Genomic DNA, 20,111 nt, shown 5'->3' with positions numbered 1-20,111 from the left:
CTACTGAATGTCAATAATAGCGTTTTCGCCCTTCTTAACATTTCCATCTTTTTTCAATTCGACTTGTTGCCCTTGTTGTAAATTCGTAAATACAATTGGTGTAATGATAGATGGTGCATTTTCTTTTACAAATGCAAGATCTACTTTTAATAATGGTTGTCCTTGTTTCACTTTGTCACCTTGTGCTACAAGTGCTTCAAAACCTTCACCATTTAATTTTACAGTATCAATACCGAAGTGGATTAAAATTTCTTTTCCACCTTCAGATTGAATACCAATTGCATGCTTTGTAGGGAATACGTTGACAATTTCACCGTTAACTGGAGAAACTACTGTTCCTTCTGTTGGCTCAATTGCAAATCCATCTCCCATCATTTTTCCTGAAAATACTTGATCCGGCACTTCTGTAATTGGTAGGATTTTCCCTTCAATTGGTGAAACGATTGTTTCGTTTTCATCAACTTTTTGAGGAGCTTCTTCTACTTTTACAGGCTCTTCTTTTTCAACATGAGGTGTACGACCTGACATAATATCATGAATTTGTGATTTTAATGTGTCAGATTTCGGTCCAAAAATAGCTTGAATGTTATTTCCAACTTCAAGTACACCAGCTGCTCCAAGTTCTTTCAAGCGATCTTTATTTACATTCTTTTGTTCGTTAACCTGTACACGTAAACGAGTAATACAAGCGTCTAAAGAAGCAATGTTTTCTTTACCACCAAGTGCTACTAATACTTCACGAGGAAGTTCACCAGCTTCTGCTTTTCCTGCACCTTCATTCGCATTTGCAACTTCACGACCAGGTGTTTTTAAATCCCATTTACGGATTGCAAATCGGAATCCGAAGTAGTAAATAACCGCTAGTACAAGACCAACAATAATTACCCACCACCATGCCGTACGGCCTGGTAGTACACCGAATAATAGGAAGTCGATTAAACCACCAGAGAATGTCATACCAATTTTAACACCTAAAATTTGCATTGTCATAAATGATAGACCAGCGAATACTGCGTGAATTCCAAATAATACTGGTGCTACGAATAAGAATGAAAATTCAAGTGGCTCTGTAATACCTGTTAAGAAAGATGTTAATGCAGCAGAACCTAAAATACCAGCTGCTAATTTTTTGTTTTCTGGACGTGCTTCATGGTACATTGCTAAAGCTGCTGCTGGAAGACCGAACATCATGAACGGATACTTACCAGTTGTAAATGTACCTGCTGTTAATTCTACACCGTCTTTTAACTGTGCCATAAAGATTTTTTGGTCACCACGAATTAATTCGCCAGCCGCATTTGTATACTGACCGAATTCGAACCAGAACGGTGAATAGAAAATGTGATGTAATCCAAATGGAATTAATGAACGTTCAATTAAACCGAAAATAAATGCTGCTAACGTTCTATTTGCATCAATCATTTGATGTGAGAACGTGTTTAAGCCACCTTGAATGTATGGCCAAACGAAGCACATGATAATACCTACTATTAAAGAGAATGTTGCAGTTGCGATCGGTACGAAACGCTTACCTGCAAAGAAACCTAAGTATGATGGTAATTCAATGTTGAAGTATTTATTATAGCAATATGCCGCTACTATCCCGACGATAATACCACCAAACACTCCAGTTTGTAGCGTTGGAATTCCTAATACGTTTGCATACGCTGGATCTGCAAATCCAATTTTTACTGGGTCTGCTCCAGAACTTGTTACTTTCACTAGCTTATCTACTTCTAAGAACACACTCATCGTTTTGTTCATAATTAAGTAGCCAACGAATGCTGCTAAACCAGCTACTCCGTCTCCACCAGCTAAGCCAATTGCTACCCCAACTGCGAATAGTAATGCAAGGTTAGCGAAAATAATATCACCAGATTGTTCCATAATTTTTGCTACCATTACGAACCAATCTGCTTTTAAAGCAGGAATAACATTTGTTAACTGTGGATTTTGAAATGCATTACCAAATCCAAGTAAAATACCTGCTGCCGGTAAAATCGCTACTGGAAGCATAAGCGCTTTTCCGACTTTTTGAAGAACACCAAAGATCTTCTTAAACATGGAAACCCTTCCTCTCTTATCTATATTGATACCTTCCGACAAACGCCAAAAAGGCATGAGGAAAAAAAGATAGAACGATAGCTATACAAAGGGTAGTATATCCCTTTCTCTAGCTTACATTCCTTACTTTTCTCCACTCATGCCTGATCGAATCAGTAACACGTGTCAAAAATAGGTTTACGTATAAGTTCACTATAATTAAGGCAAACGTTTTCGTTTTATACCTTAATGTGTTTGTCGAAATTTGTATAACTTTGCAATAGTTATTATACATAACTATTGTAAGCGATTCAATGATTTTTTTTAACGTTTTCATTTTCGACAAAAATATATGTCTTTTTACACATGCTCTGCCTTCACTAAGCGCTGCAAGTGCATCGTTAAATATATACTCTCTGCTTCATAAACAGGAAGTTGCAATTCTTTTTGCATAACCTTAACTAGCTTCCAAGCTAAATTATAACAAACAGGATATTCCGCCTTTAATAAATCAGCAAAACTTTGCGATTCCTCTACTTTTTCTCCTTTTTTCACCCTCTCAATAGCATATTGAAGATGACGAATAAGGCGTAAATAGTGAATACTTTCTTGGTCTAATGTAATTTGTAAGTTCGTCTCAATTAAAGATACAAGCTGTGCAATGAGACGGGAGTTTTGATTAACTGAAGATAAATCTGAATTTGTAAGTGAACTGTAAATATGGAGTGCAATAAACCCAATTTCTCCTTCTGGCAATGTAATTTGCAAACGAGAATTTAAAAGGTTTACAACGCCTTCAGCAATTTTATATTCCTCTGGATAGAGCATTTTCGTTTCAACTAAAAAAGGATTATCAATTGTAAACCCTTGTTTTAAACGCTTAATCGCAAAAGAAATATGATCTGTTAAAGCGATATGAATATGTTCATTCAATGGCGATTTTGCTTTTTCTTGAATATAGAACATAATATCATTCATTAATTCAATTAATTTTTCACTCACATGTGGAACTAGCAGTTTGTATTGTTCACGATCACGTTCATTTTTTAGAACAAACATTTTTTCAATTTGTTCTTGCTCCAATACATCTTTCGCTTTTTTCCCAAATCCAATTCCTTTACCAATCACTACTACTTCCTCATGTTCAGGATGGCTAGCAATGATGACATTATTATTTAAAACTTTTTTAATTTCTAGATAATTACTCATATAACACCACCCTCGTACTTAAATAGCCTGCTTTTATGTTACAGAACATTCTTCTTTGTCGTCAATGTAAAACATCTACCATTTCATAAAAATTCATTTTTTAGACATGTTTATATATGATGCGTATAATGTAAGAGCAACTGTACATAGAAAGGAGATAGCAACATGATTAAAATGTTTGTAAGTGATATCGACGGTACAATGATGCAACACGGAGGTTTAATTGACGAACAGGATATTGTAGCACTTCGTAGTCTTGCTGAACAAAATGTGATTCTTTGTTTCGCTTCTGGCCGACTTGATAATGAAATTGCAGACTTAATGAAAGCTGTAAATACAAATTTCCACCGCATTAGTGTTAATGGTGTTTTTGTATATACAAATGAAAATAAGCAGCTATTATCTGCAACTTTTGATTCCAGCATTCTTCCTGAGTTGTTACACATGACGAATGAAGATCCTTATTTCCGTTATGTTAGTGATGAACATAATTACTACATTGAAGAAAAAACACCGTTTATTCATGAACTTGAGCAACAAGTAACGATGACTTCTGTCGAAGAACCAAATTTATTACAGAAAATAGATGATACAATTTTCCCGAATAAAATTTCTGTCGGTGGAACAAAGGAGAGCTTACAACTTCTTCAGAAAAAAATTGATGAAAAATTTCATGGAAAAGTTAGTACGTTCATTTCAGCAGAACAATGCTTAGATGTAATGCCACCTAATATTAGTAAAGGTTCTGCTATTTCTGTTTTATTAAAGGAGTTTCAATTACAACCAGAGGAAGTTGCTTGCATAGGAGATTCTTATAATGATATTCCAATGTTTGCTTTAACTCCTCACAGTTTTGCTATGGCTCAAGCAGATGACGCAGTAAAAGAACACGCTCACTATGTAGTAAATACAGTTAAAGATGCTGTTAACCACGTAATTGTTCATAATAAAAATACGACTCACTCCTTGTAAGGATGAGTCGTATTTTTTCTTTACATGTTAAACAATTTGACATTTACTGTACTTCACAAACTGAAATATATTATTTGTTACGTGCGATGTTTGTAATAAACTTATAACGATCTCCACGATAAATACATTTCACATACTCTAACGGTACTTCACCTTCTGAATATGACCATTGACGCATGACAAGCACTGGCGCCTTTTTAGGAATATGCAGATGTTCCGCTTCATTATCCGTTGCAATTGAAGCTTCAATTGATTGAGTAGCGCTAACAAGTTTGAAGCCCAGTTTTTTCTCTAAATGTTCATATAAAGATTGTTGCAATATTTCTTCGTTAATATCTTTTACAAGAGCTGGCGACAAATATGTCGTCTCAAAAGCAATCGGTTCATCGTCAGCTAAGCGAATACGCCTCACTTCATAAACCGACTCTCCCTCCTGTATTCTCAGCCGGTCTGCTATTTTCGCAGTAGCTGGAACGAGGCGGAAACTTAATAATTGACTACTTGGATTCATCCCACGAGAAATCATATCTTCTGTGAATCCTGTCATTCCTTGCAATTTTTGTTCCACTTTCGGAAGTTGGACAAACGTACCGATTCCACGTTTCCGATATAAATAACCTTGTTCCACTAAATTATTAATCGCCTGTCTGATTGTCATACGACTCACTTCGAACTTATCGCAAAGTTCATTCTCAGATGGGATTTTATCTCCCGGCTTCCATTCGCCGTCCTCAATTAGCTGTTTCACCCACTCTTGAATCTGATAATAGATCGGAAATGGTGAATACTTGTCGATGTTCATCAGCAATCGCCTCACTGCATAAAGATAGAGCTTCTTGATCAGCGATTACGGTTACATTCGGATGACGTTGTAAAACTGTAGCAGGACACGCTTCACTATATGCACCTTGCAATAATTCTTTAACAGCTTCTGCCTTTTTAGAACCCATAGCAACAAGTAGAATTTGTTTCGCTTTCATAATGCTTCCAATTCCCATTGTAATTGCATGAGTTGGCACATCTTCTTCTTTTTCGAAGAAGCGAAGGTTTGCTTGGCGTGTAGATTCTGTTAATTCAACAATATTTGTTGGAGAATTAAACGGTGTTCCTGGTTCGTTAAATCCGATGTGACCGTTTTCACCGATTCCAAGAATCTGTAGGTCAACTGGGTTAGCAGCTAGAATGCCCTCGTAACGTTTGCACTCTTCCTCTAAATCACTTGCCATCCCGTTTGGTACATAAGTTTGTTTAAATGGAAGATGATCAAACAACTGTTCTTGCATGAAATAGTGATAGCTGTTTTTATCTTCATGTGGTAAATTTACGTACTCATCTAAGTTTACAGTGGTTACACGGCTTGTATCAAGTTTATTTTTTCGCATTTCTGCATAAATACCTAATGGAGAGCTTCCTGTAGCCATTCCTAATGTTGGATTTTCTTTTGTTTTTACAACTTCTTCAATTAATTTATAACCTGCTTCTGCTAGTTCTTCTGGAGTTTTTACAACAAGAATATTCATTTCATTACTTCCCTTCCTTCATATGAATTCCTAAACGAACCGTATCATATACATGTAAATCTTCATTCATCACAACAAAGTCTGCATCTTTTCCTACCGCTAATGCACCTTTATTATTTAATCCAAACTCTTCTGCTTGGTTCACTGATGTCATTAGTACTGCATCTTCGATTGAACAACCTGTAAATTCAATTACATTTCGGAAAGCTTGATCCATTTTTAGAATACTACCAGCTAACGTTCCATCTTCTAATCGAGCACTACCATCTTTTACATGTACTGGCTGTCCGCCAAGCTCATATAATCCATCTTCAAGACCTTTTGCACGCATTGCATCAGTAATAACACTTACTTTTTTCGGTCCTTTTAATTTATATGCTAATTTCACCATATCCGGGTGAATGTGAATACCATCTGTAATTACTTCAACCATTACATCTGGATTTAATAACACATGACCAACAACTCCTGGTTCACGGTGATGTAATCCACGCATTTGATTGTATAAATGCGTTGCATGTGTAATGTTTCTATTTTTTAGTTGCGCATCAATTGCATCGGTATGTCCCATTGTGCCAACAACACCAGTTTCAGCAAGATATTGCTCGAACTCTAACGCACCTTCTTCTTCAGGTGCATATGTTACTAATTTAATTAAATTTCCGCTTGCTTCCTGCCATTGTTTAAATTGTTCAATATTCGCAGGAACAATATGTTCAAGTGGTTGTGCACCTGCACGTTTCTTTGAAACATACGGTCCTTCTAAGTGAATATATTCGAAATGTGCTCCTTTTTCTTTCGCTTCCTTCGCAGCATGTAGTGCTGCTTCGATTGCTTCTGGAGCTTGTGTCATTGTTGTTGGAAAGTAAGTTGTAACTCCTTCTTTTAACATTTCTTTACCTAGAGTTACTAACCCATCGCTATTTGCATCCATCGCATCAATATCGTATCCACCATGAATATGAACATCAATCATACCTGGAATCACAATTTTCCCTGCCGCATCTAAAACCGCTTCATTTTCTTGTGATACATATTGAGCCATCAAACCAATTTCTTTAATTGTTTCTGTGTAACGAATAAATCCGTTTTCCACTACTTCTTGACCTGTATAAATTTTGGCATTGATGACAACTTGCGTTTTCATTTTCATCGATCCTTTCCCATGAAATACCTACTTGTTATTATTACCTTATTCGCCTAATTCCATCTTAATATATGCACGAGTAGTTGTCTATACATTCTAATGAAATTTCCTCTTTGTTTAACAAAAAGGAAGCTTAGTACGTCTCTCGCAATTATAATATATGTTATTCATTTTTTCCAAAAAGGAACAATATCATCTATCGTATGAATCACTTAAGTAATGGCATTAATCCGCTAGACCCAATTGTAATATGTTCGCCGTCTGTTTCCATTTCTACTGTACGCTTATTTGTTCCATACATCATTATACCACGCTGTTTTAATCGTCTCACTACACTTTGATGCGGATGTCCATACGGATTTCTGCTACCATAAGAAAGAATCGCGAACTGTGGTTCTACCTTCTTTATAAACCTTTCACTTGTTGAAGTATATGAGCCATGATGTCCCACCTTTAACACATCTGCATGTACATCAAATTGCTTTAATATTTCAGTTTCCGTTCGCACATCAGCATCACCCATTAGTAAAAAATCTGCCTTACCATACCGAATCTTTAATACAATTGAAGATTCATTATTTTCATCTTTGGACTTCCCGTTGTTTAATACTTGTATGGAAACATGCGGATCTAACGGTATGTATTGTCCCTCTTTTACTGAAATGAAAGGGATTCCCCTTTTCTTTATATGATTTCGATACGTATGATAAGTAAGAGAACTATATGTTTTTCCACTATCTAATATAAGTGATACCGGCATCTGCTCTACAATCGGAATGAGTCCTCCAATGTGATCCATATCTGGATGAGTACTGACGATAGCATCTAAATGGTTAATTCCTTTTTCAATTAGTTTTTGGATAACAACCTCACCAGCTTCATAAGGTCCTCCATCAATTAACATCGTTTGTCCATTTGGCAATATAATAAGTGTTGCATCACCTTGTCCAACTTTTAAGAAACTCACTTTCATTTTACCAAAATGTTGCCGCTGCATATGTAAAGGAGACGCGGTATGAATAGACATCATATACCTTTTGGCAGATGCACTATTTAAAGAAAAGCATAACAAAACAGAAACTAATAATAAAACACTTCGTATACCTCTCATAACTCGTCTCCTTTTTTCAATTAGTATGGCACGGTATATAATTGATATACAAAAAAGCTTAGCAAAATGCTAAGCTTTTATTTCGATATCTCTTGTAAAGAACCGAAGAATAAATCCGCTTCATTCATTTGTTCGTTTTCTTCAGAAAGCGGAGGTAAATCATCTAATGTTTTTAATCCAAATGTGTCTAAAAATTCTTTCGTCGTTCCATATAAAATCGGACGCCCAGGTCCTTCTGCTCTTCCCATTTCTTTTATAAGTAAGTGTGATACTAACGTTTGTAACGCCTTATCGGTTTTTACCCCTCTAATCTCTTCCATTTCAGTTCTTGTAATGGGTTGACGATATGCAACAATTGCTAACGTTTCTAGCGCAGCCTGAGAGAGTGAAGCAGCTGTTGGGATATCTATTAGTTTTTGATAGTACGACGCATGTTCTTTCTTTGTAGCAAAACGATATACTTTTGCATACTGTACAATTTGCAAACCTCGGTGTGCACCTTCACATTCTTTTTGCATTTCTTCTAAAATATCGATTACTTCGTTTCCTTCAATTTCAAGGACTTTTGCTATTTGTTCAGGAGAAATCCCTTCATCACCAGAAACAAATAAAAGCCCTTCAATGATTGATTTCTGTTCTGTTCTATCCATCTTACGAGCTCCTTCCTCCTATTTTCTCCATAAAAATACACATCAAAAAACCGAATCACAATCAATGCGTTCGGTTCAATATTTTTTCTCTTGTTCCAAACGATACATTCAAACCTAGCATGAGATATACTATTTCTATCCCATTTTCCATACTAACTCTATGCAGATTTAGTATAGCTTGATACGAAAATTTCATCAAAATTATGTTCTTGTTCAATTACGATTTGTTGATTTTTCATAAGCTCAAGAACCGCTAAAAATGTTACAACCATTATTTCCCGTTCATCATCAACAAACAAATCATAAAAACTTTGACGGCCACCTTGTATTTCTAACTGCTTTAAAATATCCGTCATACGCTGTTCAATTGGTATTTCTTGACGAGTAATACGTGTTGTCACAGGTTTCTTTGCTTTTTTACGGCGCATTAATTTTTGAAATGCCGCTAGCATATCATATAACGTAACATCAAGAGGCAAGCTTGTCTCCTCTTCTTGTTGCAATGATGTAAAATCAATTGGCGGACGTGTATATAGCTGTGCTCTTTCTTGTTCTCTTTCTTTTAGTTCAGTAGCAACTTGCTTATATTTCTTATATTCAATTAACCTCTCCATCAATTCTTGACGAGGATCATCTATAAAGTCATCACCGTTATCAAGTACATCTTCTTCATGTTTCGGCAACAACATTTTACTTTTAATTTGTAATAACGTTGCAGCCATTACTAAATACTCACTTGCAACATCTAATTGTAGTTCTTTCATCGTATGAACATAAGATAAATATTGCTCTGTAATTTCCGCTACAGGAATATTATATATATCAATTTCATAACGATGTATTAAATGTAACAATAAATCTAAAGGCCCTTCAAAAGCCTCTACTTTAAAATTATACTGCACAAAGCATCCCACCACATTTTTTCTATAACAACATAAGTATAGAGCATACTCATGTTCTATCCAACCTTTTTAAGAAATTTAATTAAAAATAGACCTATGCCTATGGCATCATGCCCACCACTTCATATGATAACAGTGTAGTAAGAACAATGTAGGAGGTCAAAAAACTATGGGTCACGTTGATTGTGGTTTTAGCGGTGGGTTCGCATTACTTGTTGTATTGTTTATTTTACTAATTATTGTAGGGGCAGCTTGCTTCTGCTAATATGAACAATAAACGACTAGGGAGAAATTCCCTAGTCGTTTATTGTTCATATTTCTATGATAAACTTATACTTATAACCGTTAGATAGGGGCGAAGAAAATGTATCCTACCGAATACATACAGTTTTTAATTCATTTTCACGGAGATTATGATTATTTTGAATGCCACGAAATACTGGAAGAGTATTGGAAAACAAAACCGAGAGGAAATCGGGATCATTATTTAGTCGGCCTCATTCAAATTGCAGTTTCTTTATACCATCACAGACGCTCTAACTGGAATGGCGCAGAGAAGATGATGAAAAGCGCCATAACGATTTTAGAAAAAAACAGTGCACATTTACTTCGTTTAGGAATAAATGAGGCACAACTCCTGTTCTTACTCAAAGATAAATTGCAATCTATCCAGAAAGAAGAAAGTTTTACACCGTTATTTTTACCATTGTCGGATACAACATTAGAAAAGTACTGCATAGAATTATGTCAGAAACAAAACCTTCCTTGGAAAGACGTGAATGCTACTTCTAATGAATTTATAATACATAAGCACACATTACGTGATCGAACAGAAGTCATCGCTGAACGAAACGAACAATTACAAAAAAGAAAGCAGAGATAATAAACTACTTATCTCTGCTTTCACGAATGTATATTTTGTTCAAGCCCTTTACACTTTTCGCAAAAACTTGCTGTTTGCTCATTTCCGCAAATTGTAAATTCAAGAAATTTACTCTTTAACTCTTGAACCATCTTCGTCCCAATACCCATATGACGGTGAGATGGGTTCACACTCAAATGCTGAATTTCCAAAACTTGATTCTCTTTTTTTACAATCCCCATTATCCCAACAAAATCTTCGTTTTGTTTCCACAAATACAATTGCCAATCATCCTTTGCTTCATAATCTTTCATAGTCAATTGTAATGTTTTCACATCTTTTTCAGTTGGCATAAATGAAAGAAGCCCCATTGCAATCTTTTCATAACTTTTTTTAAAACGAATTAACATAACCCTTATCCCTTCTTACAAAAGTTACAAACTATTAAATCCCCTCAATCACTCTTTTCATATCACATTCATTTTACAATATTTTCAACAGAGTGAGAAGAGCTTAAAACAACTTGATAATCATACAAAGCGAAAAGAAGAAAGTCAAATATACGTTTCATTACTATTTTTTCTAAGTAGATAAAAGAAGAAACGCTGTTATATGAAAGTGAAAAGAAACATCCACCGCTCATTATCACTTCACTATTCATCACCTTAGAGCAGATGAATTCTAGCAAAATGAATGTAATAAACAACTTTTATTGAAATGTGTAATCTAATAATGTATTCTATGTGATTTGTTAAAATTTTGTTCTCATAAGCGACATATTCTCACTACAATCACATTACTACTTGTATCATGTACCGTAAACGAAATACCCATTCCTATTAAAAAAAAGAGAGCAATAGCTCTCTTTTCTCATTCACTTATTCTTCCCAAACTTTAACTTCTTTCATTACATCACCTTGACGCATGTTTAATACTGTTTCAATACCGCTTGTTACTTTACCGAATACAGTATGTACACCATCTAAGTGTGGCTGTGGCTCATGAACGATAAAGAATTGGCTACCGCCTGTGTTACGGCCAGCATGAGCCATAGAAAGTGATCCTACAAGGTGTCTATGAGGATTTCCATCAGTTTCACATGGGATAGAGTAACCTGGGCCACCCGCACCTGTTCCTGTTGGATCTCCACCTTGGCTTACGAAGCCAGGAATAACGCGGTGGAATGTCACACCATCATAAAATCCTTGCTCTGCTAGTTTTTTAAAGTTTTCTACTGTTTTTGGCGCCTCTTCTGGGAAAAATTCCAAATCGATTTTTTCACCATTTTCCATTACTATGTATCCTAAAGTTTTCATACGTATATGTCTCCTTTCAACTATCTCAGCACTATATTACCACATTCATCACTAGAAACAAAAAGAATCCGACAATCTACATACTTCTTTTTTGAAATGTGGAAAAAGCTAGGTGACAAATAAGAAATATATACTATAATAACTGTGTTGCCCGAAAATTTTAGAAAGAGAAAGGGAGCGATTTTTCGTGAAAACGAAATTACTAGCTCTGCTATTAGCTGTAGCAGTATTTATTATGCCAACAGCTTCGTTTGCAGACATCATCGAAGGAGAATCAATTGTTACACTAGGAGAAAACTTGTCTGAACAACAAAAACAAGATCTGTTAAAAGAAATGAAAGCACCAAAAGATGCTACAATTATTACTGTGTCTAATGCGGAAGAACATAAATTTCTAGAAGGGATTGTTCCAAAAGCTCAAATTGGTACGAGAGCAATTTCCTCTTCTATGATCACATACACAAAGCCAGGTTCTGGTCTCATTGTACGTTCAAAAAACATTAATTCAATAACAGATGCAATGTACACAAACGCACTTATTACAGCAGGTGTGAAAGATGCTGAAATTCAAATTACTGCACCATTTAAAGTTTCTGGAACTGCTGCTTTAACTGGCTTAATGAAAGCCTATGAAACGACATCAAACAAAGCAATTCCTGAGGAAGTAAAAAAAGTAGCCAATGAAGAAATGGTGCAAACATCCCAGCTCGGCGATAAAATTGGTGAAGAAAAAGCGGTTCAACTTGTTGCGAAAATTAAAGAAGAAATTGCCAAAGAGCAGCCAAAAACAACTGAAGATTTACGTTCATTAATTAAAAAAATTGCGGATCAACTTGGTATTACATTAACGGATGAACAGTTAGATAACTTAGTTGCGCTATTTGATAAAATGAAAAATCTTAACATCGATTGGAATCAAGTTGGCAGTCAGTTAAATAAAGCAAAAGAACATGTTTCTGCCTTTTTAGGATCTGAAGAAGGGCAAAGTTTCCTAGATAAAGTGAAAGATTTCTTCTCAAGTATCATTGATTTTGTTAAATCTTTATTCAAGTAAAAAGAAGCTCGCTAGTTAATCTGTACCCTTTGTAAAGGACATTTTAAAAAAAGTTAGGCGGCATCAAGAAGATGGTTTCTGTATTCGACAGGAGTCATCTTCTTTAAATTCCACTGATATCTGTGCTGATTATAGTATTTCATATAGTCTTTAATTTCTTGTTTTAACTGTGTGAAAGATGTACAAGTTTTGATGTGTGCTTCATCTTTAAAGTGCCCGAAAAAAGATTCTTGTGGGGCATTATCCCAACAGTTTCCTCGCCTTGACATAGATTGTCCCAGCTTTAATTTTTTGACTAATTTTTGATAGGTAGGACTTGTGTAATGAGCACCTTGATCAGAATGAATATAGGCATCTTGCGTTAATCGTACCTTCTTATTCTTCTTTAGTTTGTGCAGCGTCGTCGTTGCGATATCTAAGGTAAGTCGTTCTGAAACATGATACGCCAAAACTTCATTCGTAGACCCGTCTAGAATAGTAGATAAATATCCTTTTTGATTCTTACCATAAAACAGGTATGTGATATCTGTAAGAAGTACCTTTCCCGGTACACCTTGCCTAAATTCGCGTTTTAATCGATTGGGTACCACGAAGTGTTCTTTCGTCGCTTTCAACATTTTTTTATAGGGATTTTCTCTACGAATAGGACAGATTATCCCATATTTTTTCATGATTCTACGGATGCGTTTCAAATTGTAGACAACTTGAAATTGACCCGCCAATGTCATTTTGATCTGACGAGCCCCCTTTTTTCGGTTTTTAAATCGAAATGCCTTTAATATAATCTCTTTCCCTATTTCATCTTGATGTATTCTTTTCTCTCGCCGACTTTGAGAAATGGCTAAAAAATAATTATAGTATCCAGAACGTGAAACGCCTGCGACCTGACACAAATATCTCACCATATTTTTCAGGCGGTATTTTTCAATGATAGAACGAATTAATAGGTACTTTTGACTAGCGTGTAACGTTATTTCTTTCCCATCCTCCCTTCCATAAATTTGATCTTTTTTAACAGTTCATTTTCAGCTTTTAATAAGTTTCGTTCCGCTTCCAAACGTGCATATTTCTCCTCTAATGTAAGTTCTCTTTCTGACTTTCTTCCTGAGTTTTCCTTACGTGTGTCTCTTAAGCCCCATACACCGTTTTGCTTATAGGACGTACGCCATCTATTTCCTGATGACACAATACGTTGTAGACCGATGATATCTATATCAAAACCACATTCTTCAAAAATAATACGAGGTGGTTTACCCTGTTCATTTTCCTTAATAAAAATACGCTTGAATTCATCGGTATAGGTAATTCCTTTTTGGCTTACCGATTTTACGTATCGATTTTTTGATAATATTTGAATTTCCTTTTCTGTAAGCAATTTTTTCGTCATTTTGAAATTTCTCCGATTCTCATTTTTCTCTCATTATACAAGAAATACCCTATAGAATAGACTTTTTTTAAGTGTCTATTCTATAGGGTACAGTTTAAGTAGCGAGCTTCTTTTTTTATACAAGTAACGGCAATTTCATAATAGCTTCTTCAACCGAACGAACTATATGATTTGCCTTCTCCTTCACATATGGATGAGCATGATGCAGAGTGAATGAATGCGGGGTTACTTCAAACATAGAAATATCATTGAAAGAATCTCCAATGCATGCAACTTCATTTGCTTCAATTTGCAAATGTTCCATTAGTCGTCTTAAAGCACTCCCTTTACTTACTCCCCTTGGCATAATGTCAACATAGCGTTTACCAGACATAAAAACTTCCGCTTCGTTCTGAAAGGTATCTCGTAATTCTTGATCTAATGCTTCAATTGTCTCTTCTTCCCCAAAAACAAACAATTTCGCAGGATGTACAGTTTTACCAAACTCCTCTTCTAATGCTTCTATTTCAGCAATATGCACGCCCATATACGTTTCAAAATTATGATGATGTTCATTTTTTCTTTTTGTATACCGTTGCTCATTTGCACAAACAATATCTGCTAGTCCCTTTTTATGGATATATCGATATATTTCCTGGGCAATCCCATCTTCAAAACTTGATTCATGAAATATTTTCCCATCCGGTAGTAACATCGTCGCTCCATTTAAACTCGTTGTGTAATACGGGAATGCAAACCTATTTACAACTTCATCAATTCGATGAGTAAAGCGGCCTGAGGCAAAACAAATATTTGTCCCTTTTTCAGCTAACCAACAAATTGCACGTTCATCTTCTTTTTGCATATCATTCACATTGTAAACGAGCGTGTCATCTAAATCACTTACAAATAATTTAATCATGTCCTCTTCCCCTTCCATACACAATATCTACTCTAAGTGTACACAAAAAATGTTTGATTTTTGTTAAAAAACAATAAATTTTTGCTAAAAAAATAAACGGGTGTATAATCCCGTTTATTTTTGTCTTTTTACATTTTGAGGTCTTACAATACTTGGTCGTACTTTTAAACTAGACATCGTCGGACGGAGTAGAATTTTTGTTAATGCGCCCCAATCAAATGGTAAAAACGGCCATAAATAAGGTGTTTGCAAACTTTTTATAGACGTTAAAAATAAAATCAATATCGTCATACCAATTACAAAGCCCATCTCATGGAAGAGACCTGTTAAAATAATAACAAATAATTTTCCAACCTTATTCCCTAGCCCTAATTCATAACTCGGTGTTGCATAAGCACCGATCATAGAAACTGCTACATACAAAATAACTTCTGGTACAAACAAACCTACATCGATTGCTATTTGACCAATTAATATAGCGGAAATTAATCCTGCTGCAGACGATAACGGCGTTGGAGTATGAATGGCAGCCATCCTTAAAAACTCAAGCCCGACCTCTGCCATTAATACTTGTAATAAAATTGGTAAATGTGTCATCTTAGTCGGTCCAATAAAAGCAAGATTTTCTGGTAAAAGAGTTGGATCAAATACAAACACTAACCAAAATGGTAGTAAAAACAAGGAGAATAAAACACCTAAAAAACGTACCCAACGTAAAAATGTACCGACAGCTGGGTTTTGTCTAAACTCTTCTGCATGCTGTAAATGATGGAAATATGTTGTTGGCGTAATCATAGCACTCGGTGATGTATCAACAAGTACTAGAACATGTCCTTCTAATAAATGATTGGCTGCTACATCCGGTCTTTCTGTATATCGAATAAGCGGGAATGGGTTATAGCTTTGCTTTACAACAAATTCTTCCACTGTTTTATCCGCCATCGTAATGCCATCAACATCAATGTTATTTAATTCTTGTTTTATAATCTTTACTAAATCTTGATTTGCAACATCTTGTACATATGTAATACAAATATCCGTTTGCGATCTATCCCCTACTCGAATAATTTCGTTTCGAAGACGCGGATCTCGAATTCTCCTACGAATTAACGCTGTATTTACAACGATATTTTCAACAAATCCATCTCTCGCACCGCGTACTACTTTTTCGGTATCCGGCTCTGTCGGTGTTCTTCCTGGATAGCTTCGAACATCTATCGCGAACGCTTCTGTTTCGCCTTCCACAAATATAATAATAAGCCCTGATAACGCTTGAACCATTACTTCATCCATCGTTTTCACTTTACTCACTTGCTGATGAATTAAACGATTCTCTAAAAGCTTTACTGTATCTTCTTCAACATCCCTTATTTCATTCGTATCCACAGCTTCTTCTAAAATAGGAATAATATAATTCGTATCACAAAGTCCATTTACGAATAACACAGCAATTTCTTTATTCAAAATTTGAAATTTACGAATACCAACATCAAATGTAACGCCTAATCCAACCGTTTGTTTTAAATAATTTTCATTGTCACTTATGAAAGTTGAAATAGGGATATCTATTTTTTTAGGCTTCGTCATAAAACCCACTCCTTTCCAAAATTAACTGAATTGCTTTTTTAGTAATTGGTGAGCCTCTCTCCCATTCATCATTTCCACACATCTTACCAATATCACCAATTCCAACAATGACAGGAACATTCAGATCATCTAGACAATAAATTGTATCTCCGCTAATTCTGCCAATTTCACCATCTGGGAGTCCAAACTTATCAACGCCATATTCCGTTAAATTCCCGTTTCGATCCACGCTTACATCTACACGTGCCCATTCCCAATGATGTGTATTAGACGCTACCGCCAAAATCCCAAGTACATCAATTTGTTTATGCGTGGCTACATATTTTAAAGCTTTTTCACCAGATCCTTCTCCAATAAATCCACTGTCATCAAACATGACAAATACAGGGTCATATGGCGTTTGCATAATAAGCTCAACAACTTTCTTCCCTGTCAATTTGGTTGGATTGCTTTGTGATGCTGAAATACACCTTCCCCCAAATTCCTTCGTTAAAAGCTCAATTGTTCGCTTTGCATATTCATCTCCATCTGTGACCAAAACAACCCTTCGTCTCATTTGATTTATCCTTTCGGTTTACATATAAGTGCTATAAAAAATGAAAATAATATCGCTGCAGAAATGCCTGCAGACGTTAAACTAAACATACCCATACCAATCCCTATATATCCGTGTTTCTCTGCAGCATGCATTGCCCCGTGTAATAAGGAATGTCCAAAACTTGTAATAGGAACTGTTGCCCCAGCACCAGCAAACTTTATAAGCTTATCGTACAATCCAAATCCATCTAAAACTGCTCCTATCACTACAAAGGTAGCCATTAAATGAGCTGGTGTTAACTTTGCAAAATCTAACAATACTTGTCCAACTAGACAAATAGCGCCTCCTACAAGAAATGCATATATAAAATCCACAATTCACTCTCCCTTCACTCTCTCAAATACGACACCATGTGCAATTGTTGGAATTGTTTCTTTCTGCTGCATCATCATCGGGCTTAATAACGCGCCAGTAGCAACGACAAAAATTCGTTGTAAATTCCCTTTTTGCATCTCGCTTAATAAATGACCATATGTGACAACAGCTGAACAAGCACAACCACTACCACCTGCAAATACTTCTTCTTGACCCGAATCATAAATCATTAATCCGCAATCATTATATATATGCCCAATATCATAACCTTCTTCCAGTAACAGTTGTTTCGCAATTGGTGTCCCAATAGCTGATAAATCACCGGTAACAATCACATCATAATCATTGGCACTTCTCTTCAAATCTTCAAAATGCTGCTGAATTGTATGAGCCGCAGCCGGTGCCATCGCCGATCCCATATCTAAAGGGTTCGCAATTCCTAAATCTTGCACTTTTCCAATCGTAGCCGACGTAATTTTAATGGCACTTTTTTCTTTACTAATTAATATGGATCCCGCACCTGTAACAGTGGAATTTGCTGTTCCTGGTTTTTGTCCCCCATACTCTGTTGGATAACGAAACTGTCTTTCAGCTGTTGCATTATGACTACTTACCGTCGCTAAAACACGATTTGCGAATCCACCGTCTATAAAGGCTGATCCGACCGCTAAAGTCTCCATCGAGGTCGCACAAGCACTAAACATGCCTAAAAAGGGAATTCCCCACTTACGCGCAACGTAATTTGCTGTTACTGTTTGATTTAATAAATCACCCGCTAAAAAGAAATCAATTTGTGATGTTTCTACATTTGCTTTTTGCATGACTTGTTGAATAGAATCTGACATTAATCTTCGTTCAGCAAGCTCCCAGTTTTCCTCTCCGCAATGTAAATCATCATATGAAATATCAAATTCCTTTCCAAGAGGGCCTTCAGCTTCTTTTGGACCGACGGCAGTACCGGTTGCATTCACATAAATATCATTTTGAAATACCCACGTTTGTTTTCCTGTCAACCTCATACTAGCCCCTCCTTTAAGACATAAAAATTTTAAAAGTATATCTTATTAACCCAATAATGTATGCCCCGACAACACCAAAAACGATTACACTTCCCGCTAGCTTAAACATGTTTGTAGCAACCCCAAGCACAATTCCTTCACTCTTATGCTCTAGCGCAGCACTTGCCATAGAATTCGCAAATCCCGTAACAGGTACGGCCGACCCTGCTCCAGCAAATTGACCGATTTTATCATATACACCACAACCTGTTAAAATCGCCGATAATAGTACAAGAGTTGCGACGGTTGGATTCCCTGCCTCTTGTTCACTAAAATGAAAATAATGTATATAAAATTTCATCAATACTTCTCCGATTGTACAAATGAGTCCACCTACAAAAAATGCCTTAACACAATTTATAAAATAATTTGGCTTCGGATGGTATTCCTTCACTTTATTTACGTAATCGTCCTTTAGTTTTCGCCCTGTCATTTATATATTGCCTCCTACTTTACGAAATAAATCCAGTGAAACAACGAGCCTATTACTTTTCCAAGTACAAGAGCAACGAGTAAAACAACAATCTTCCCCTCTACCCCTACTCGCTTCGCTAAAATAGGTAAAACATTTAACACTTCTGTTAATGCGGCAGCGAGCATTCCAATGAATGTGCCACAAAATATTCCTAATATAACAAGCCAATATTGCGACGTTTGAAATGTAATGTTTTTCAAACTACACCAAGCTCCTGTTAATGTACCTGCAATAACTGCCCACTCAAAATATTGAATGTGCTTTCCACTTCTCGTTAATTGAGCTAGACGAGGGATTATACCAAGCACAGCTAAAAATGCAACATATCCGCTACCTACAGCAATTCCTCCTGCTAAAGCAATTAAAATAACGAATCCAGACTCAATCATCGGTAAGTTGTTTCATATTATCCTTGTTTTCATGAACAATTACATATTGGTCAAGTGACTGCTGGTATTGGAACATCTCCACTTCTAACGGACTCGGCTCTTCATTAATACGCTTTTGAAATACATGATTAAAAAATAAAACCATACCTAACCCAAGACCTAATGAATAAGGAATTTGAAATAAAAGTGGTTGCGCCTTAAATTCTCCCGTAATCATGTAATATAACCGTTGGTGCACTTGTTGCATGCTTACATCTTCATGAAAATATATGATGGCAAGAGCTGCTCCAATGAAAAGTAACAACCATACAAGTCCGAAAAAAATCGGATGTACTTTCTTTTTTTCATATATAATTTCAACAAGAGTTTGTCCAGAACCGAGTAAATTAATTTGTATATGAGCAGCTTTTCGCCTAATAATCTCGATTATTTTCATAACATCAATTACAACATGCGTTTTATCACGCGCTGTAATTTTATAAATTACCTCATCCTGTAACGACTGAACTACTGCAGCATCTCCGGCAAGTTGAGCAACATCTCCCAGCTTTACTTCATACGTAGGAGAAACTTTTAATCGATTACGCATTTTAATATAAATTGTTTGTTCCAATT

24 protein-coding genes are annotated in these 20,111 nt (G+C 35.8%); 4 read left to right on the top strand and 20 right to left on the bottom strand.

Translation table 11 applies throughout. From position 1 onward, the window contains the following. Together ptsG and glcT are read right to left on the bottom strand one after the other, a co-directional pair. Positions 1-2,064 carry a PTS glucose transporter subunit IIABC gene (gene ptsG / locus LMD38_RS06835; RefSeq protein ID WP_000473182.1) on the bottom strand — a complete coding sequence of 688 codons (2,064 nt, stop codon included), beginning with the start codon at positions 2,062-2,064 and terminating at the stop codon, positions 1-3. A gap of 339 nt (positions 2,065-2,403) precedes the next feature. Beyond that, positions 2,404-3,252, bottom strand: coding sequence for a glucose PTS transporter transcription antiterminator GlcT (gene glcT, locus LMD38_RS06830; RefSeq protein ID WP_000073863.1), 849 nt, complete (start codon positions 3,250-3,252; stop codon positions 2,404-2,406). A 165-nt stretch (positions 3,253-3,417) separates the two neighbouring features. On the opposite strand from glcT, the gene LMD38_RS06825 reads away from it, so the two are divergent. Continuing rightward, positions 3,418-4,224 carry a Cof-type HAD-IIB family hydrolase gene (locus LMD38_RS06825; RefSeq protein ID WP_062821075.1) on the top strand — a complete coding sequence of 269 codons (807 nt, stop codon included), beginning with the start codon at positions 3,418-3,420 and terminating at the stop codon, positions 4,222-4,224. A gap of 70 nt (positions 4,225-4,294) precedes the next feature. Here the strand turns inward: LMD38_RS06825 and phnF are convergent, their stop codons facing one another. From phnF to scpA, 6 genes are all read right to left on the bottom strand, one after another. Next, a complete protein-coding gene (phnF, locus tag LMD38_RS06820) occupies positions 4,295-5,026 on the bottom strand; it encodes a phosphonate metabolism transcriptional regulator PhnF (protein WP_002194085.1) in 732 nt (243 codons plus the stop codon). Continuing rightward, the gene (nagB, locus tag LMD38_RS06815; protein ID WP_001024206.1) at positions 4,956-5,744 is read right to left on the bottom strand and encodes a glucosamine-6-phosphate deaminase; all 789 of its coding nucleotides are present in this window, start codon (positions 5,742-5,744) and stop codon (positions 4,956-4,958) included. Before nagB ends, phnF begins: the two co-directional genes overlap by 71 nt. Positions 5,745-5,748: 4 nt before the next feature. Then, a complete protein-coding gene (gene nagA / locus LMD38_RS06810) occupies positions 5,749-6,891 on the bottom strand; it encodes an N-acetylglucosamine-6-phosphate deacetylase (protein ID WP_014893528.1) in 1,143 nt (380 codons plus the stop codon). Between the two features lie 208 nt (positions 6,892-7,099). After that, a complete protein-coding gene (locus tag LMD38_RS06805; RefSeq protein ID WP_001214101.1) occupies positions 7,100-8,002 on the bottom strand; it encodes a ComEC/Rec2 family competence protein in 903 nt (300 codons plus the stop codon). A 77-nt stretch (positions 8,003-8,079) separates the two neighbouring features. Further along, on the bottom strand, positions 8,080-8,652 hold the full coding sequence (gene scpB, locus LMD38_RS06800; protein ID WP_000376222.1) for a segregation/condensation protein ScpB: 573 nt from the start codon (positions 8,650-8,652) through the stop codon (positions 8,080-8,082). A gap of 158 nt (positions 8,653-8,810) precedes the next feature. Beyond that, positions 8,811-9,554 carry a segregation/condensation protein A gene (gene scpA / locus LMD38_RS06795; RefSeq protein ID WP_001199762.1) on the bottom strand — a complete coding sequence of 248 codons (744 nt, stop codon included), beginning with the start codon at positions 9,552-9,554 and terminating at the stop codon, positions 8,811-8,813. A 169-nt stretch (positions 9,555-9,723) separates the two neighbouring features. Here scpA and LMD38_RS06790 point away from each other — a divergent pair, with 169 nt between their 5' ends. Both LMD38_RS06790 and LMD38_RS06785 read left to right on the top strand, forming a co-directional pair. Then, on the top strand, positions 9,724-9,819 hold the full coding sequence (locus tag LMD38_RS06790) for a YjcZ family sporulation protein (RefSeq protein WP_000510194.1): 96 nt from the start codon (positions 9,724-9,726) through the stop codon (positions 9,817-9,819). Between the two features lie 99 nt (positions 9,820-9,918). Next, a complete protein-coding gene (locus tag LMD38_RS06785; protein ID WP_000283585.1) occupies positions 9,919-10,437 on the top strand; it encodes a DUF309 domain-containing protein in 519 nt (172 codons plus the stop codon). Positions 10,438-10,457: 20 nt separating this feature from the next. Here the strand turns inward: LMD38_RS06785 and ribT are convergent, their stop codons facing one another. The 3 genes from ribT to LMD38_RS06770 all read right to left on the bottom strand — a co-directional run bounded on the left by ribT (position 10,458) and on the right by LMD38_RS06770 (position 11,732). After that, positions 10,458-10,826: a GNAT family N-acetyltransferase RibT gene (gene ribT / locus LMD38_RS06780; RefSeq protein WP_016718416.1), complete on the bottom strand. Its 369-nt coding sequence runs from the start codon at positions 10,824-10,826 to the stop codon at positions 10,458-10,460. A 68-nt stretch (positions 10,827-10,894) separates the two neighbouring features. Beyond that, positions 10,895-11,077, bottom strand: coding sequence for a hypothetical protein (locus tag LMD38_RS06775; RefSeq protein ID WP_033677996.1), 183 nt, complete (start codon positions 11,075-11,077; stop codon positions 10,895-10,897). 217 nt (positions 11,078-11,294) lie between these two features. Beyond that, positions 11,295-11,732 carry a peptidylprolyl isomerase gene (locus LMD38_RS06770; RefSeq protein WP_000853792.1) on the bottom strand — a complete coding sequence of 146 codons (438 nt, stop codon included), beginning with the start codon at positions 11,730-11,732 and terminating at the stop codon, positions 11,295-11,297. Positions 11,733-11,919: 187 nt separating this feature from the next. Between LMD38_RS06770 and LMD38_RS06765 the strand changes: the two genes are divergently transcribed. Beyond that, entirely contained in the window at positions 11,920-12,786 is an 867-nt protein-coding gene (locus LMD38_RS06765) for a DUF1002 domain-containing protein (RefSeq protein WP_000850502.1), read from the top strand. A gap of 53 nt (positions 12,787-12,839) precedes the next feature. Here LMD38_RS06765 and LMD38_RS06760 read toward each other — a convergent pair. The 9 genes from LMD38_RS06760 to spoVAA form a co-directional block, all read right to left on the bottom strand. Beyond that, positions 12,840-14,173 (bottom strand): IS3 family transposase gene (locus tag LMD38_RS06760; protein ID WP_228920043.1). Its coding sequence is split into 2 segments (ribosomal slippage): positions 12,840-13,786 and positions 13,786-14,173, totalling 1,335 coding nucleotides; the frame shifts between segments, so codons are not numbered across the junction. 115 nt (positions 14,174-14,288) lie between these two features. Beyond that, positions 14,289-15,092 (bottom strand): Cof-type HAD-IIB family hydrolase, encoded by an 804-nt coding sequence (locus LMD38_RS06755; protein WP_061183918.1) that lies wholly within the window; start codon positions 15,090-15,092, stop codon positions 14,289-14,291. 96 nt (positions 15,093-15,188) lie between these two features. Next, positions 15,189-16,661: a spore germination protein SpoVAF gene (gene spoVAF, locus LMD38_RS06750; protein WP_000165588.1), complete on the bottom strand. Its 1,473-nt coding sequence runs from the start codon at positions 16,659-16,661 to the stop codon at positions 15,189-15,191. Further along, positions 16,648-17,217, bottom strand: a complete 570-nt coding sequence (locus tag LMD38_RS06745) for a stage V sporulation protein SpoVABEA (protein WP_001254414.1) — start codon at positions 17,215-17,217, stop codon at positions 16,648-16,650. Before LMD38_RS06745 ends, spoVAF begins: the two co-directional genes overlap by 14 nt. A 5-nt stretch (positions 17,218-17,222) precedes the next feature. Continuing rightward, entirely contained in the window at positions 17,223-17,573 is a 351-nt protein-coding gene (gene spoVAE, locus LMD38_RS06740) for a stage V sporulation protein AE (RefSeq protein ID WP_000345905.1), read from the bottom strand. Between the two features lie 3 nt (positions 17,574-17,576). Further along, a complete protein-coding gene (gene spoVAD, locus LMD38_RS06735) occupies positions 17,577-18,593 on the bottom strand; it encodes a stage V sporulation protein AD (protein ID WP_001241152.1) in 1,017 nt (338 codons plus the stop codon). Between the two features lie 13 nt (positions 18,594-18,606). Then, complete coding sequence (gene spoVAC, locus LMD38_RS06730) at positions 18,607-19,065, bottom strand: stage V sporulation protein AC (RefSeq protein WP_000147736.1); 459 nt, start codon at positions 19,063-19,065, stop codon at positions 18,607-18,609. 14 nt (positions 19,066-19,079) lie between these two features. Beyond that, positions 19,080-19,496 carry a stage V sporulation protein SpoVAB gene (spoVAB, locus tag LMD38_RS06725; protein ID WP_000572932.1) on the bottom strand — a complete coding sequence of 139 codons (417 nt, stop codon included), beginning with the start codon at positions 19,494-19,496 and terminating at the stop codon, positions 19,080-19,082. Further along, positions 19,489-20,085: a stage V sporulation protein SpoVAA gene (spoVAA, locus tag LMD38_RS06720; protein WP_011040640.1), complete on the bottom strand. Its 597-nt coding sequence runs from the start codon at positions 20,083-20,085 to the stop codon at positions 19,489-19,491. The genes spoVAB and spoVAA overlap by 8 nt, the downstream gene beginning before the upstream one ends. Positions 20,086-20,111: the final 26 nt, after the last annotated feature.

This window comes from Bacillus pacificus (assembly GCF_020861345.1).
Taxonomy (GTDB): domain Bacteria; phylum Bacillota; class Bacilli; order Bacillales; family Bacillaceae_G; genus Bacillus_A; species Bacillus_A pacificus.
The sequence above is the reverse complement of the archived record's forward strand: the minus strand, read 5'-3'. Positions and strand labels throughout refer to the sequence as shown.